Genomic DNA, 15,065 nt, shown 5'->3' with positions numbered 1-15,065 from the left:
CGCTGGAAGACGCTGCGACTTTCGATGGCCTGCAGCTTTAGTCGCAGCCGTTCGACTTGTCCGTACAGTTGCCGCTGGATGCGAATGGCGGTGTCCAGCAATCCCTGACGAAATGCTTCGCGCGATGGAACGACAAGTTCGGCGGCTTCGCTGGGAGTCAGCGCGCGGCGATCGGCGACCAGGTCGGCGATGGAAATATCCGTTTCGTGTCCGACCGCGCAGACGACGGGAAGCCGGCATTCGCTGACGGCTCGCGCGACGACTTCTTCATTGAACGCCCACAGATCTTCCAGGCTGCCGCCGCCTCGGCCGGTGATCACCACGTCGACTCCCGGAATCAGGTGGACTCGCCGCAAAGCCGCCGCGATCTCGGCGGCCGCTCCTTCCCCCTGAACTCGCACGGGAACCACCACGATCTGCACGGCCGGCCAGCGGCGCGTCATCACCTGAATCATGTCTCGCACCGCGGCCGACGACGGACTTGTGACCAGAGCCACTTTGCGGGGAATCGGCGGCAGCGGCCTTTTGCGTTCGGCATCGAACAGGCCCTCGTTCTGCAGTCGATCCTTCAACTGCCGAAACGCCAGTTCCAGCTCACCGACACCCTGCGGCAGCAATCGGCTGATGTTGAACTGACAGGTTCCGCGAGCGACATAGACCTGCAGCGATCCGGTCGCCAGTACCTGCAGTCCGTCCTTTGGCTGAAACTTCAGTCGCGCCGCGGCGCTGCGCCAGATGACGGCGGAGATCTCCGCGTGGTCATCCTTCAGTGTCAGGTAAAAGTGTCCCGCGGCGGAGCGTTTGCAGTTGGAAATCTCACCTTCCACACAGCACGGCGGCAGTGCGGTTTCGACGATTTCCTTGAACGCGGTCACCAGTTCGGTGACGGAGATGATCGGAAGTTCGCTCACAGCGCTGGCCGGTCCTTCGTTCGCGTGCGGATATTCAGCCCTTCGACGACCAGCGAGAACGCCATCGCGAAATAGATATATCCCTTGTCGATGTGAGTCCCGATGGCTTCGGCCACCAGCATGACTCCGATCAGAATCAGAAAACTGAGCGCCAGCATTTTCAGCGTCGGATGTTGTTTGACAAACCGGCTGACGCGCCCTGCGAACATCATCATCACCAGCACCGACAGCACAATGGCGGCGACCATGACCCACACGTCTTTGGCCATGGCCACGGCGGTGATGACCGAATCCAGCGAAAAGATCACGTCCATAATGGTGATGTTGACCAGCACTCCGGTGAACGTTTTCGCCGCGGCCAGATTCGCTTCTTCGTCGCGAGGACCTTCCATGCGTTCGTGAATTTCGCGGACGCTGTGCCGGATCAGAAACAGTCCGCCGACAAACAGAATCACGTCTCGCCAGGAAACGCCGTTGATCTGTTCCCAGTGATCCGGGCTGATCGACTTCAGCCAGCTTTCCGAAATCCCCAGCGACGTCAGCGACAGGAACGGTGCCGTCAGACCCAGCAGCCAGGTCACGGCGAACAGCAATGCGATGCGGGAGGCCATCGCCAGAATCAGTCCCAGATGTCGTGCCGTCGACTGCTGCTGTTCGGGCAATCGATCCGTCAGAATCGTGATAAAGATGATGTTGTCAATCCCCAGCACGATCTCCATCAGCGTCAGAGTCAGCAGGGCGGCGACGGCTTCCATGGATAGCGCTCGTGCAGTGCGGAAAACGGTGCGGCGACAACGCGGCGCCGCGACGGGACGCGGAATGGTAGTGACTTGGCCGCTTTTCAGCGATCGGGGATTGCTGACGGCACGGGACCGCGTGTTGCCGAAGCTTGAAGCTTTGGCCGGACGACCGCGTTCGCGGGTTCCGGTCACAACGATTCTGACGACGCGGGGAGTGTCTAATGCGGATTCCTTAACACTTGTTGCCGACTTGCGACGTCAGCGGTGACATTCGGGAACTACGGTTGCCCAATCTTCCCCTCAAGTTCATGTCGCTGCGGTTTCGGAATTCCCCGGCACGGTGTTCGGACAAATCACCCGCTGGAATCCGCCGCGCGGCGACCTCGTGAATCGCTCCCGCTGTTGAACGACAAGACAACACGCCGCAGGCCGACCGGCATCTCCGGTCGCGCGGCCGGACTGCGACACACGAGGGGATACTCATGGCGACGGCTTCATCAGGTTCGCTGCTGGTTGTAGACGACGATCGTTTCATTCTGAACGCGATGGCCGACTACCTTCGCAGTCTGGGCCACCGCACAGAAACGGCCAGCGGCTGTCAGGAAGCCATCGAACGCATGGAAGAATTCCCGTTCGAAGTTGTCGTCTGCGATGTCAATCTGCAGGATCGCGATGGCTTTGAACTTCTGCAGTGGACTCGCGAGCACGCTCCGGAAACCGCCGTCATTCTGCTGACCGGATTCGGCACGATCGAAAGCGCGGTCGAAGCCATCCGCATGGGAGCGTTCGATTATCTGACCAAGCCCGTCATCGACGAAGAACTGAATCTGTCGATCGAACGAGCCATCGGACAGCGGCAGATCCTTGAAGAAAACCGCAGCCTGAAAGCTCAGCTTCGCGAAAAGCACGGAATGGCGAACATCGTCGGCAAAGATTACAAGATGCTGCGGATGTTCGAGCTGATCGAAAGTGTCGCGCCGACTCGCACGACCGTGCTGATTCTGGGCGAAAGCGGTACCGGCAAGACCATCACCGCTCGCAGCATTCACCAGCACAGCGATCGCGCCGATAAGCCGTTTGTCGAAGTGGCCTGCGGAGCATTGCCGGATACGCTGCTGGAAAGCGAACTGTTCGGGCACGTCGCCGGAGCGTTCACGGGAGCGTCGCACGACAAGGTCGGCAAGTTTCTGCAGGCGGACGGCGGGACTCTGTTTCTGGACGAAATCGCCACCGCGTCGCCTTCACTGCAGGTCAAGCTGCTGCGAGTTCTGCAGGATCGCGAATTCGAAGCCGTCGGCGGAAATGAAACTCACAAGGTCGACGTCCGACTGGTGCTGGCGACGAACCAGGATCTGGAAGAAGCCGTCCGACGCGGCGAATTTCGCGAAGACCTGCTGTATCGCATCAACGTCATCACGCTGACTCAGCCCGCTCTGCGCGAGCGGCTGGGCGATATCCCGCTGCTGGTCGATCACTACCTGAAAGTGTTCCGCGAACAGACAGGCCGCAACATTGTTGGATTCGACGAATCCGCTCTGCAGGCGATGCAGCAGTATCGCTGGCCCGGAAACGTGCGGGAACTTGTCAACGTGGTCGAACGCGCCGTCGTGCTGTCGCGAACGGACCGCATCACCGCCGCGGATCTGCCCGAACGAATCTTTGTCGAAGACGAACGACGGGCGTCCGTGGAAGCACACCTGGGCGGAGCGTCGCTGAAGAAAGCTCTGTCGCAGCCCGAACGGCAGCTCATCATCCAGGCTCTGGAATCCAACGGCTGGAATCGCCAGAGCACCGCGCGAGCGCTCGGCATCAATCGCACGACGCTGTACAAGAAAATGAAGAGATACGACATCGACTTCGAATCCGTGTACAAGCACGTGTGAGATCCGGCCAGGCCAGACAGCCACGCCGCCATCCCGCCTTCCCGCACCAGCGAGCGCAATCCCGACGAGCCCTCCGGTCTCCCCGTTAAGCAGATGTCTGCCGGAACAAGCATCGCACGGTTCCGGCGATGGCTGCCTTGAACGTGACAAAGGAATGCATCAAAGGGCAGGCTTCATCGACTCGTGCAACTCTTCGCAGGCAGATGAGCCGATCAACGAGCCCTGCCCCCCTTTGAGTTCTCCTTTGACTTCTCCAGTCGTGAGCAGCAACAGGTCAGCCGAAAGAACCTGCGTCGACTCTTCCTCGTCACACGGCACCGATCTTCGCGGCAGAATTCGGCGAATCCATCGACTGCCGTGTTGCTGCCGAAACCGACACCAACGCCCGACGTTTGCCGAACTTCTTCACCATGTGCAGCCAGAGTTCCCGAGAGTGCCCAGCCGCTTCCAGAATCGGCGGAGCAGCTCTCCGAGATCACGCCCTGCTTGCCGGGGTGAAGCTGGCGACCGGTCCAGTCGACGAGTTGCAGGTACTCGGCCAGGAGTCATCGGCAGACAGCCTTTTGTTGCGGCTCGGCGAGGATTGGATTCTTCGCGGACCTTCTTTCGCTTTGGATCCAGTTCCACCGGAGCCAGCCAGCCGGCTTTCGGACCGTGTTCGACGCGACCTTCTCCCCCGCGGGGGAGAAGGTGCCCGAAGGGCGGATGAGGGGGCCTGTTCGGCTGCCGACTTCGCGCCGTGCTCTGATAACTGAACGCTGTCGTCTGAAATCTGCTCCGCCGATTTCAGATCGGCCACGCGTTCCTGAACGCTGGTGAAGTCACTGTCTTCCGGAGTCTCCGCCAGACCGGCTCGCACGGGGCTCCAGGTCGACATAGACCATGCACGCAGCGATCGCTTCTTCATCGGGCAGCACCTGATTTCTGGAAGCGGCCTTCCCAGAACCGGCCCGTGCATCCGTCTTCGGCGTTGGCCATGCGGGCAATCACTTCCGACATGCACCGCATGAACCACGACACGCTCGACAGCCGCTTGCGGCGTTCTTCGAGCGTCGCGGCGTCATTGATGATCGCGTTGAGATCCGTCTCGGCCGGTTCCGCCGCCGATCCGTCCTGATTGCGTCGCAGAGGGAATAAGCCCACCACCGCCGAGCGACTTCCTCATCGGACCACCCCGCCACCACATCCGGCCGAGTCCTCAGCACGACGTGAAAGTGGTTGCTCATCACAGCGAACCCCATGACTTCGACGCCGAACACTCCGGCCAGAAATTCCAGCCGATTACGAATCCACTGCCGCCGATGCTCGTAGTCCTGACCCGAAACCGGATCCGCTCCGCACAGAAACCCCCGCCTCACGCAGCGGTTGATGCAGTGAACCACCTGAATCTCATCTTCCGACAACACTTCCCGGCGGTTTACGCGTGCCATGACGACAGCCTTTCTGGGAATTCGAAACTCAACAAACGGCGACAAGCCCGCAGTTGACAGGCCGAAGCTTAACCGTAAGACTTCGTCACGTCAACAATGGATGGCCCCGCCTCTTTCGCCGATGGTAATCCCGCCTTCTTCGCCTGTAGGTTGATAACAGCGCTTTCTGACCGTCAGACCCTCGCCCAGTCAACTATACGGCCCCGCCTTCCCGCCTATTTCTCTGAACACTGAACACTGCCAACTGAAAACTGCTCCGCCGCCTTCAGATCGGCCGCGCGTTCCTGCACGCTGGTGAAGTCGCTGTCTTCCGGAGTTTCCGCCAGACCGGCTCGCACGGGATTCAGGTCGACGCAGGCCATGCAGGCGGCGAGCGATTCTTCATCGGGCAGCACCTGAGCCTTGAAGCGGCCCTCCCAGAACCGGCCCGTGCATTCGTCTTCGGCGTTCGCCGCATCCAGGCGGGCAATCACTTCCGACGTGCATCGCATGAACCACGAAATGCTCGACAACCGCTTGCGGCGTTCCTCCAGCACGGCCGCATCGTTCGTGATCGCATTGAGATCGGTTTCGGCCGGTTCCGCCGCCGACCCGTCCTCGTTGCGTCGCCGGGGAAACAGCTCCCACCACCGCCGAGCCACCTCGTCATCCCGACCACTGAGCCACCACATCGGGCCGAGTTCTCAGCACGACATGAAAGTGGTTGCTCAGCACCTGTTGTCACCGCACCGTGTTTCTTGTTTCAAATGTCTGCCAAATGCTGCACAGGATCATTTTTGCCGAGCGAACCTCGTAGTCGGGACGGTGTCTCCGTGCTGCTTGATCGGCGACACGTTGTGCCCGCGACCGCTGATAAAGCAAGCGAAGTTGACAGCATCTTCAATGGCCGGAAGGGATTTGCTCGAATGTTGAAGGCCTCGATCCGATTCCGGAGTTCTGTCGACAAATACTCCGGCCCTTCTTCCAGTTCTGCATTCCTCGTAGGAGATCAAAGGTGGGTAGCACTCATGGGAAGCTTCGCGAAGTTGGCGGACGGCAGCGGCGAATCCTCCAAACCGGTCGACCAATGCCGGGACACCTAGCACGCTCGCAGCCCGAATAAAATGTTCACTATGAATGGCACGGCTGTCATCCCGGTACGCCTCGCGCCGCGGCGGTACAGATCATCTTCCAAGACGCATGTTCTTCAAGATTAATGCCTAATGGCCACTCGACTGAACCAACTCGAATCACACTCAACTCCCAATATTTCCGAGATATCCACTAGTGGTTTGAATCGCTGCAGTTACGGTGTCGTCGGGAACTCTGCAAGCCAGTTGCGGTTGGTCCAGCGCACATATCGAGACAATCGACCCCGCGGGGCACAATCGGACGTTGGTACTTGAATCCACCCCAGCCACACCGGCAAGCGGTGCATAGCAGGTACTGCCAATGGCACTTTTCCTCAAAGGGCCTGCGAATCGCTCCGCACACTCGTTCAGTTTCTCGCCGAGATCCCATACAGGGGGGCTTGAATCCCCAAACACACTCGTTCTTCGCAGTCTGTCTCTTCGCTTTTGTCCTCCATATTCTTCACACATCGTTTCCACCCTGACGAGCAGCGGTACGCGCCATACGTGAGGCAGAGTGAATAAAGAATAGCGATCCAGCCAAGTATCGGAATGGAACTTAGTAGCGATCTGAGCGAAGCAGCGCGGCTTGGGTGGCTGGACCACCACGAGCAATGATCTGCAGAAGCCGAGCAATTTTTGACAATGGAATCGTTCCACCGGGCTGCCCTGAGGGGTCGGCATGGAGTAGTGGACTGTTATAGCCATAGGAATACAGATTCAATACTTTTTCAACCTGAGAGGGTCTCCAGAAAGCCAAAGCCCTATGTCATCCTGATAGTATCGCTCGAACGTAGTGCAGTCCGGTACGCTAGAATCAAAGTAATATCCCAAGCCACCGACCCAGCGGAAGGGGTTGACGGTGGTGCCGGTGCTGGCGATCTGATTGCCCCACGCATCATAGATGTACGTGTCGGTCGCTGCTTGGACCACGTTCGTCAACTCTCGTGATGACCCCAGTGCGTCGGCCTGCCGCCAGTAGCTATCATTGCCGCGACGCTGGGTGACCACATGGCCGTACTCAACCGGCTCGCAACTGTATGTGACGTCCACTGTGTCCGCGGAATCGAGTTCCGCAAGGTAGGCATCTGCAGCCGGATCCCAGAGAAACTTCGTGACGTCGGTATTCTGCTGTTTTAGGACCTCGCCGGTTGTCGGCGTTATAGGTCATCGTGTTGCGGACGTTGGTCGGGAGGCCGCAGTCACCATGCGATTTTCAAAGTCCCAGCCGTAGGTCGTCCGATCGCCGTTTGGTTCAAGCACGATCTGCTGGTTACCGTCGTTGTCGAACGTGTAGGTGGTCCTTCCCGCAGCGGCGAGTGAGTACTCGATCTGGTTGGCGTTATCGAAGGTGGTGGTGGTTCTTGTCCCGTCCGTTGAGGACGAAGTACGCCCACGGGGTCGAACGTGAACGTGTTGCGGTAGGCGTTACCCGCTGCGGTGTTCGGACAGCAACTGGTTGGCATCGTCGTAGGTCCAGTCACGCGGTCGCCGTTGGCTTCTCCCACGGCGACGCGGTTGCCGGCGTCGTCGTAGCGGTAGTCGAACGAACTGATCACGTTGCCGTCGCTCTTGAGGTTGTACAGCCGCCGTCAGATTGCTGCCATCGTCGTACGCGTACGACGCCCGCGTGCCGTTCGCGTTCTTCTGCAGAATGCGGCGACCGGCATTGTCATTGGTGAACGTGGTGCGTTCGTTGAACGGGTTGTGCAGCCAGGCGATCTGGTTGGCGGCGTCGTGGCTGTACGCGAAGCGGCCGGAATCTGGAGCGTCCATGTGAGCCCGGTTGCCCACCGGGTCCCAGGCATAGGTGATCGTCTTATTGTCTGGGTGTGCGGCCACAGTCGTGTTTCCGACGCCGTCATACGAGAAGCTGTACCGGCCCGTCTGGTTGGCCATGAGCGTTCTGTTGCCGCCTGCATCATACGCGAACGTCGCCCGTGAGGCATCAGGATATTTCCGAACGGTGAGCTGACCGTTGGCGTCGAACACGTAGCCAGGCGGTTGCCGCGAGCATCGATTCTCAGAACCTGCTGCGACGCTGCGTCGTAGCCGGATGTTACCTCGGCGGTCGAGCGGATCGATCTGCTGCGTCTGATTGCCGGTGGCGTCATAGGTAAAGCTGTGGCGGTTGCTCCGGGCATCGATCAGGGCGATGCGCCGCCCGACGGCGTCGAACACCGTTGTTGTGCGGTAATCGAGCGGATTGACTTCCGCCAGATTGCGGCCGAGACTGGGTCGTAGATATTCGTCGAGCGATGATCGTTGGCATCGATCGTGGCGATCGTCTGCGAAGCGATGTTGTAGACCACCGTGCTGCGATCGTTCAGCGGGATTCTCCGTGGCCACCGTGCGTCCGGCACTGTCATAGATGTTGCCTGCGCTGCCCAGCGGGTCCTGGAGAGGCAACGACCTGACCGACCGAGTTGAAGATCGTCGTCCAGCGAAGGCCTGCGCGTTCTGGCTGGCCACGACGCGACTGACGCTGTTGTAGATGCTGGTGCTGCGGTTGCCGCGGGCATCGATCGTTCCCACGCCGCGGCCGAAGTCATAAACCTGCGTTGCGCGGCTGCCCAGCGCATTGATCGATTCCACCGGCTGGCCATCGGCGTTGTACGTCGATGAAGACCGGGGGAAGCCGCCAAAGGTGTCAGGAACCATTATTTGCTCCTCGGTCCTCGCTGCAGGATGGATTCGGGACCGTCGGCGGTCAGCCCGGTCGCGCCCGTGATTCCTGCCGAACGGACAGCCGCGAGTCACACAGCGACCTAATGCTGACAGCTCCGCTCTTGGCTGAATAAAATCCATTCCGACCCACCCTTACTTTGCTCCAAAGACCCTATGTCGCCCTCGCTGACAACGCCGCGACGTAGTTCGAGTCGTTTAACCGGTGGCCGCAGGTCAGGTTGTTTGCGCACCAACGTGGTCTGGTCTGCGGCCACGGGTCAAACGAGCGTTGCTTTTTCAGCCAGACCGGTGGCTCACACCACAGGCTATCGCTACGTCGACCCACCGCGCCTGAAACGCATCCGAACAAACACGGCCGTTTCCCGGATGAACCGGCTTTTCTACTTCAAGCGGTCAGGCTGGAGTTGATTAGCGGTCAGCCGAAGGCGTACGCCAATGAGTCAAGCAAAGTGCGCCTCCGGATAACCGTTAAATGAAAGTGGCCTCTGTGCAGGCCGAGAGGAGTATAAGTGCGAACGCACCTTGCAGTCTGTGTGGTTCAGACATCGACGTCGTCAGGTGATTGTTGATGTCGCGCGAATTGGTGGTTCTCCGTCGAGGTTGATTCTCTGCCACAGTTCCAGGCACAGCAGGTTCCATAGCCGATACGCGTGGTCGAATTTTGACGACGTGTGTTCCTCCACCAGTCGACGCACGACCTCCGGTTCCAGCAGGCCGCGCTCCCGGGCTCGCTGAGACAGCAGTACGTCGTGCAGCAGATCCTTCAGCTCATCGCGGAACCAGTGATCGATCGGAACTCCGAACCCCATTTTCTTTCGCGTTTGAATGTCAGCGGGAATCAGGTCGCGGAATGTCTCGACCAGCACCTTCTTGCCCTGCTGCACGGACTGCTTCACGCACAGCGGCATCTTCGCCGCCAGTTCCACGACGTGATGATCCAGCATCGGACTGCGGCATTCCAGACCGACGGCCATGCTGGCAATGTCGACCTTTGTCAGCAGGTCGCACGGCAGATACGTCAGCAGGTCCGTCGCCGTCGTGCGAGTCACAAAGTCGCGGTCCGGAAAGTGTGTGTACGCGTCGAAAATGAACGCCGCCGGGTCTTCATCGTCAGTCAGCTTCCACAGCTCCGGCGTAACAAGTTCCTGCAGCCGGTCACGGTTGAAGATGGAAATGAAGTTCAGGTAGCGGCGTTCCGGCGGCTGATTCAGTGTCTCCAGAAACCGCTTCAGTCGCCGACGAAAGGACTTCTGTTTGATCGACGCCGGCAGATGCGCTCCCACGATGCTGTGCAGCGCTGATCTCATCCATCGCGGAATCAGGTCCAGTCGCCCCGCGATCCGAACGGCCCGGTAACGGTCATAGCCGCAGAAAAGTTCATCGCCGGCGTCTCCCGTCAGAGCGACCGTGACGTGCCTGCGAGTCAGTTCCGACAGATACATCGTGGGAATGGAGCTGCTGTCGCCGAATGGTTCGTCGTAGTGCCAGATCAGCTTTGGCAGCATGCTGATGGCGTCCGGTTCGACCAGTGCGTCACGATGATCCGTGCCGTGCATTTCCGCCGCCTGGCGGGCATACGAACGCTCATCGAACGCCTTCACCGGGAACCCGATCGAAAACGTCTTCACCGGCTGATCAAGCTGCTTCTGCATCAGCCCGCAGATCACGGTGGAATCAATTCCGCCCGACAGGAACGCTCCCAGCGGAACGTCGCTGCGAAGCCGCAGCCGCACCGCTTCGCTCAATTCGTGCCGCAGCTCTTCGGTCCAGTCAGAAATGTGGCGACGGCTGGTCTCCGGCAGATCATACGGCGGTGACCAGTACCGGCGCACGCGAAATTCGCCGTCCCGGAAAATTCCCAGCGACGCCGGCGGCAGCTTGCTGAAACCGCTCAGGATGCTGTGAGGATGTGGCACATACTGCAGCGTCAGAAACCTCAGCACCGATGAACGATTCAGGTCCCGCGGGATTCCGGGAATCTGCAGCAGCGCCTTCAGTTCACTCGCAAACGCCAGCCGGCCGTCTTCGAGACGATAGAACAGCGGCTTCTGTCCCAGACGATCGCGAGCCACAACCAACTGCTTCTGATTGGCGTCCCAGATCGCGAAGACAAACATCCCTCGCAGGTGATCGACGAAATCCAGACCATACTGTTCGTACAGATGCACGATGACTTCCGTGTCGCCGTTGGTGGCGAAACGATGGCCCGCAGCCAGCAGTGATTCCCGCAGTTCGCGGTAGTTGTAGATTTCTCCGTTGAACGTGATCTGAACGGAACCGTCTTCGTTGCCAAGCGGCTGAGCACTGCCGGCGACGTCGATGATGGACAACCGCCGGTGCCCCAGAGCAACGCCGACCGGACAAGCGTCGTTCGGCGGCAGCAGCAGATGCCCTTCCGCATCGGGGCCGCGGTGAGCAATGCAGTCGGTCATCCGCTGCAGCGTCTGCCGGCTGATCTGTTTGTCAGGCTGCCACCAGACAGCCCCGGAAATTCCGCACATGGGGGGATTCAGTTGTCAGTTGTCAGTTGTCAGTTGTCAGTGATTTGAGATTTGAAATTTCAGATTTGAGATTTCAGATCTGATGCGTTTCTGCGTCGGATCGTGTCATTGCCTTGTCCGGCCGTGCAGCAGTTGTCGGTAAAGATTCCGATGACGGGAGACAAGTTGTTCGACACTGTGGTGTTCTACGATCCGTTTCTTCGCAGCGCCGGACAAACGTTGGGACAATTTCGCGTCGGTCAGCAGCCGTTTCAGAACTTTCGCCAGTTCCGGAGAATTCCCCAGCGGAAACGTCAGCCCGGTTTCTCCATCCGTGACCAGTTCCAGATTCGCGGGAATGTCGCTGACGGCAACCGGAACTCCGCACGCCATGGCTTCCATCAGACTGTTCGACATGCCTTCAAACGAACTCGGCAGACAGAACACGTCCAGATCCGCGATCAACTGAGCCGCGTCGTCGCGATGTCCGGTCAGGTACAACTTGTCGCGGCAGTCCATGTTGACCGCGAATTCCGCGATGGCGTCGCGTTCCGGACCGTCACCGATCAGCACCAGCGCGACTTTTTGATCGACGATCTGGTGCAGCAGTTGAAACGCCCAGACCAGATCCTTCAGACACTTCTGCCGTGCCAGACGTCCGACAAAACCGATCAGGCGCACGTCGTCGGGCAGTCCGAGTTCCGTTCGCAGATCCCGCTTCGCCGATTCATCCGCGGTGTGAGTCACGGCATTCGGAATCACGTGAATTCTGTCTTCCGGAACGCCAACAGTGTCGCGATAGAACGCAGCGACGCTGGCGGAGTTCGCGGTCATGGCATCAGTACGATTCACCAGCCATCGATCAATTCGCAGTTGCCAACCACTCTTCCAGGAATCGACGCAGCGTTCGGAAACGATCACGCGCGACGTCGCGGGAACGACCAGCGGCATTCGCACGTACGCATTCGCAGCGAACAGATAGGACTGGACGATGTCCGGCTGCAACTGGCGCAGCCGGTGTTTCAGTCGCATAAACGTCAGCGGGTCGAATCGAAATCGCTTCTGCAGAATGTCGACGCTGATGCCGTGCCGCTGCAGTTCCGCCGCGTAGTAGCCGCCTCGATTCAGCGCGATCACATGAACCCGGAATTCGTCCTTCGGCAGATTTGTCGCCAGCAGCGTCAGTTGCCGCTCGGCCCCGGACTGGTCCAGCGTGGGAATAACGAAGACGATCGAAATCAACGGGTGGCTTCAGTGGCAATGACGGCGGCGACGCGCGACGGTCCCGGCGACCGTCACAGCGGACGCACACAATAACCCACGATCCGTCACCGGGCAAAGACGGACTGTGCGGTTGCCGATCCGCAGCCTTTGCCGCATCCGACATGGTCCCGGCGCGAGCAGCCCGGTGAAACAGCGGCACTGGTCGCTACATCTCCCGCCGAGAAATCATCCACGAACCCAGCGCCGCGGCTGCGACGCCGACACCGACCAGGATGCCGCACGGAAGCAGCATTTCCCCAAACGTGAAGCCTCGCCAGATCGCGCCTTCCATCGAATAGACGGCCCACTTCACCGGGTCGTAGTTGCTTAGCTTCTGGACGAACTGCGGCATAAAGACCACCGGAATCATGCCGCCCCCGAACATCGCCAGCACGGTGCAGACGCCCCAGACGGCTCCGGACACGGCCTGCTCCGTTCGCCCCAGCAGCGACAGCGGCAGCATCAGACCCACGAAGCAGACTCCGATCGAACCGATCGCCATCACCAGAAGATCCCACCGCTCGGGCCTCATGCCCAGGATTAACGCGATCAGAGTCATCATTGTCAGCACCAGCACCAGGCAGATGAAGCAGGCGACTGCCTTGCCGGCCAGTAACTGCGGACGGCTGACCGGTGCGACCAGCAGCCGAGTCTGAGTGCCCAGTGTCTGTTCCCGAACGATCAGAGTTGCGAAGCCGGCGACACAGGCCAGAATCGCCCACACCATTGCCTGAGGAAAGCTGATGTCCCAGCCCGATCGCACCTTTTGCAGCATCGCCGCCTGAGATCCCGGTTCCACCTGGCGAGACACATCGATCTGTCGAACGTTCGCAAACTGAAATCCGCCGCCCGCCGGGTTCAGGTGCGAGTCGTCGCTGCCTGCTTCGCTGCCAGCCGATTGCCGGACGGCTTCCAGCGAATCAAACATCGCCAGAGTCGAATTCATCAGTGTGGCCAGCACCGGACGCATCGTCGGCGGTATCGAATCGTCGGCGGCAATCTGCTGCTTCGATTCCTCAATCAGCGGCTTCAGTGCGGCCGGATTCTGAAAGCGAGACATCACCAGTTGCCCCATCGATTGCATCACCAGCCCGTGAAGCATTCCCGCTTCGGCCTTCCGGGAAGGGTCCACACCGACTTCAATGGCGGGAGATTCCTTCCAGAAGACTCCCGCCGTCCTGCCGAATTTCGGCGGCAGAATGATCACACCGACGTGCTTTCCTCTTCGGACACTGTCAATCGCCGAGTCTCGTTCCATCGCTGTCACTGCGACGGAATCGTTTTCCGAAAGCGCGCTGACGAACTTTTCGGAGAAATCTGACCTGTCGAGATCGACTACCGCCACCGTCAGCGACCGGCTGCCGGCGTCGCTGAAGCCTCCCATGATCGACCCGAAAAACAACGCCATCACGATCGGAAACACCAGCATGAAAAACATGCCCAGCTTGTCTCGCGTGATGAGCTTCAGATCTTTGAATGCCAGAACAAGAACGCGTTTCATGGGATCGTGCCGAATCGGAAGACGGATGTGATGGATGGGACTCCCCGGCCGCGGCCGCAATCAGGCATCCCGCAGATTGCGACCGGTCAGAGACAGAAACACGGATTCCAGGTCAGGTTCCCGAATCTGTACGGACCGGAATGTCACCCCGGATTCAGAAACCTTCATCACATCACGCAGCGGATTCTGTGAACGAAACTGAAACTTTCGATCGTCCTGAATTCCGGGACACGCTGACGTTTCGCAATCCGGATCCAGTTCGCCCTCAACCACCGATTCACCTCCGTGCTGCTTTAACAGGCTGTCGACGGTATCCATCGCCAGAATTCGTCCCTGATCCATGATGCCGACGCGATCACACAGCCGCTCCGCTTCCTCCATATAGTGAGTCGTGTAGATCACGGTGCGCCCGTCGCGCTTGAGCTGCTCGATACAGTCGAAAATATGGTTGCGGGACTGCGGGTCGACACCGACCGTGGGCTCATCGAACAGAATCACCTTCGGGTCATGAATCAGCGCAGCCGCCATGTTCAGCCGCCGCTTCATGCCTCCGGAAAATGTCCTGACCAGCGATCCGCGGCGATCGGTCAGCGACGCGAATTCCAGCGACCAGTCGATGCGTTCCTTCAGCCTGGTTCCGGAAAAACCATAGAGCTGCCCCAGAAACTTCAGGTTCTCCTGAGCGGAAAGTTCTTCATACAGCGACAGTGATTGAGGAGCGATGCCGATGGATTCCCGCGCGGAGGCTTCGGCCGGGTCAGCGCCGCCAACGCGAACGGTACCGCTGTCGGGCTTCAGCATCCCGACCATCATGCTCAGCGTTGTTGTCTTGCCGGCACCATTCGGCCCCAGCAACCCGAACGCTTCTCCCGCATTGATCTGAAGACACACGGAATCCACGGCCCGAATGGAACCAAACGACCTGCTGATGTTCGAAACATCGATCACGCAAAGTGCTTTCGTTCTGAGGTGGAGACCATGTTGGTTCGAACAACGGCGGCAGTTGTTAGCGGCTTTTTCTGCAGTCTGACATTCGGAAGCTGTCCGGCAAGCATTCGAG

Annotated in this window: 10 protein-coding genes; 1 reads left to right on the top strand and 9 read right to left on the bottom strand. The window is 59.4% G+C overall.

All coding sequences use genetic code 11. The features are described 5' to 3' along the window. The coding region (gene xseA, locus R3C19_26405; protein MEZ6063895.1) for an exodeoxyribonuclease VII large subunit at positions 1 to 911 on the bottom strand (911 nt) is incomplete at its 3' end. Continuing rightward, on the bottom strand, positions 908 to 1,666 hold the full coding sequence (locus R3C19_26400; GenBank protein ID MEZ6063894.1) for a TerC family protein: 759 nt from the start codon (positions 1,664 to 1,666) through the stop codon (positions 908 to 910). The genes R3C19_26400 and xseA, both read right to left, overlap by 4 nt. Positions 1,667 to 2,133: 467 nt before the next feature. Between R3C19_26400 and R3C19_26395 the strand changes: the two genes are divergently transcribed. After that, positions 2,134 to 3,534, top strand: coding sequence for a sigma-54 dependent transcriptional regulator (locus tag R3C19_26395; GenBank protein ID MEZ6063893.1), 1,401 nt, complete (start codon positions 2,134 to 2,136; stop codon positions 3,532 to 3,534). Positions 3,535 to 4,437: 903 nt separating this feature from the next. Here R3C19_26395 and R3C19_26390 read toward each other — a convergent pair. From R3C19_26390 to R3C19_26360, 7 genes are all read right to left on the bottom strand, one after another. Beyond that, positions 4,438 to 4,680 carry a hypothetical protein gene (locus R3C19_26390; GenBank protein MEZ6063892.1) on the bottom strand — a complete coding sequence of 81 codons (243 nt, stop codon included), beginning with the start codon at positions 4,678 to 4,680 and terminating at the stop codon, positions 4,438 to 4,440. Between the two features lie 499 nt (positions 4,681 to 5,179). Continuing rightward, entirely contained in the window at positions 5,180 to 5,635 is a 456-nt protein-coding gene (locus R3C19_26385) for a hypothetical protein (GenBank protein ID MEZ6063891.1), read from the bottom strand. Positions 5,636 to 7,501: 1,866 nt separating this feature from the next. Next, positions 7,502 to 8,734 carry a hypothetical protein gene (locus tag R3C19_26380; protein MEZ6063890.1) on the bottom strand — a complete coding sequence of 411 codons (1,233 nt, stop codon included), beginning with the start codon at positions 8,732 to 8,734 and terminating at the stop codon, positions 7,502 to 7,504. A gap of 581 nt (positions 8,735 to 9,315) precedes the next feature. Then, positions 9,316 to 11,262 carry an asparagine synthase (glutamine-hydrolyzing) gene (gene asnB / locus R3C19_26375; GenBank protein MEZ6063889.1) on the bottom strand — a complete coding sequence of 649 codons (1,947 nt, stop codon included), beginning with the start codon at positions 11,260 to 11,262 and terminating at the stop codon, positions 9,316 to 9,318. A 105-nt stretch (positions 11,263 to 11,367) separates the two neighbouring features. Next, positions 11,368 to 12,483 carry a glycosyltransferase gene (locus R3C19_26370; protein MEZ6063888.1) on the bottom strand — a complete coding sequence of 372 codons (1,116 nt, stop codon included), beginning with the start codon at positions 12,481 to 12,483 and terminating at the stop codon, positions 11,368 to 11,370. 187 nt (positions 12,484 to 12,670) lie between these two features. After that, a complete protein-coding gene (locus tag R3C19_26365) occupies positions 12,671 to 14,005 on the bottom strand; it encodes an ABC transporter permease (GenBank protein ID MEZ6063887.1) in 1,335 nt (444 codons plus the stop codon). Between the two features lie 60 nt (positions 14,006 to 14,065). Further along, the gene (locus tag R3C19_26360) at positions 14,066 to 14,953 is read right to left on the bottom strand and encodes an ABC transporter ATP-binding protein (GenBank protein ID MEZ6063886.1); all 888 of its coding nucleotides are present in this window, start codon (positions 14,951 to 14,953) and stop codon (positions 14,066 to 14,068) included. Positions 14,954 to 15,065 lie beyond the last annotated feature (112 nt).

It is taken from the genome of Planctomycetaceae bacterium, from assembly GCA_041398785.1.
Taxonomy (GTDB): Bacteria; Planctomycetota; Planctomycetia; order Planctomycetales; family Planctomycetaceae; genus JAWKUA01.
Note: the sequence above shows the minus strand (reverse complement) of the source record. Positions and strands in the feature narration are given on the sequence as shown.

Bases quoted from the DNA above. Each gene is read 5' to 3' on its own strand.
- R3C19_26400 (MEZ6063894.1), bottom strand. From the start codon at position 1,666: ATGGAAGCCGTCGCCGCCCTGCTGACTCTGACGCTGATGGAGATCGTG.
- R3C19_26395 (MEZ6063893.1), top strand. From the start codon at position 2,134: ATGGCGACGGCTTCATCAGGTTCGCTGCTGGTTGTAGACGACGATCGT.
- asnB (MEZ6063889.1), bottom strand. From the start codon at position 11,262: ATGTGCGGAATTTCCGGGGCTGTCTGGTGGCAGCCTGACAAACAGATC.
- R3C19_26365 (MEZ6063887.1), bottom strand. From the start codon at position 14,005: ATGAAACGCGTTCTTGTTCTGGCATTCAAAGATCTGAAGCTCATCACG.
- R3C19_26385 (MEZ6063891.1), bottom strand. From the start codon at position 5,635: ATGTGGTGGCTCAGTGGTCGGGATGACGAGGTGGCTCGGCGGTGGTGG.
- R3C19_26380 (MEZ6063890.1), bottom strand. From the start codon at position 8,734: ATGGTTCCTGACACCTTTGGCGGCTTCCCCCGGTCTTCATCGACGTAC.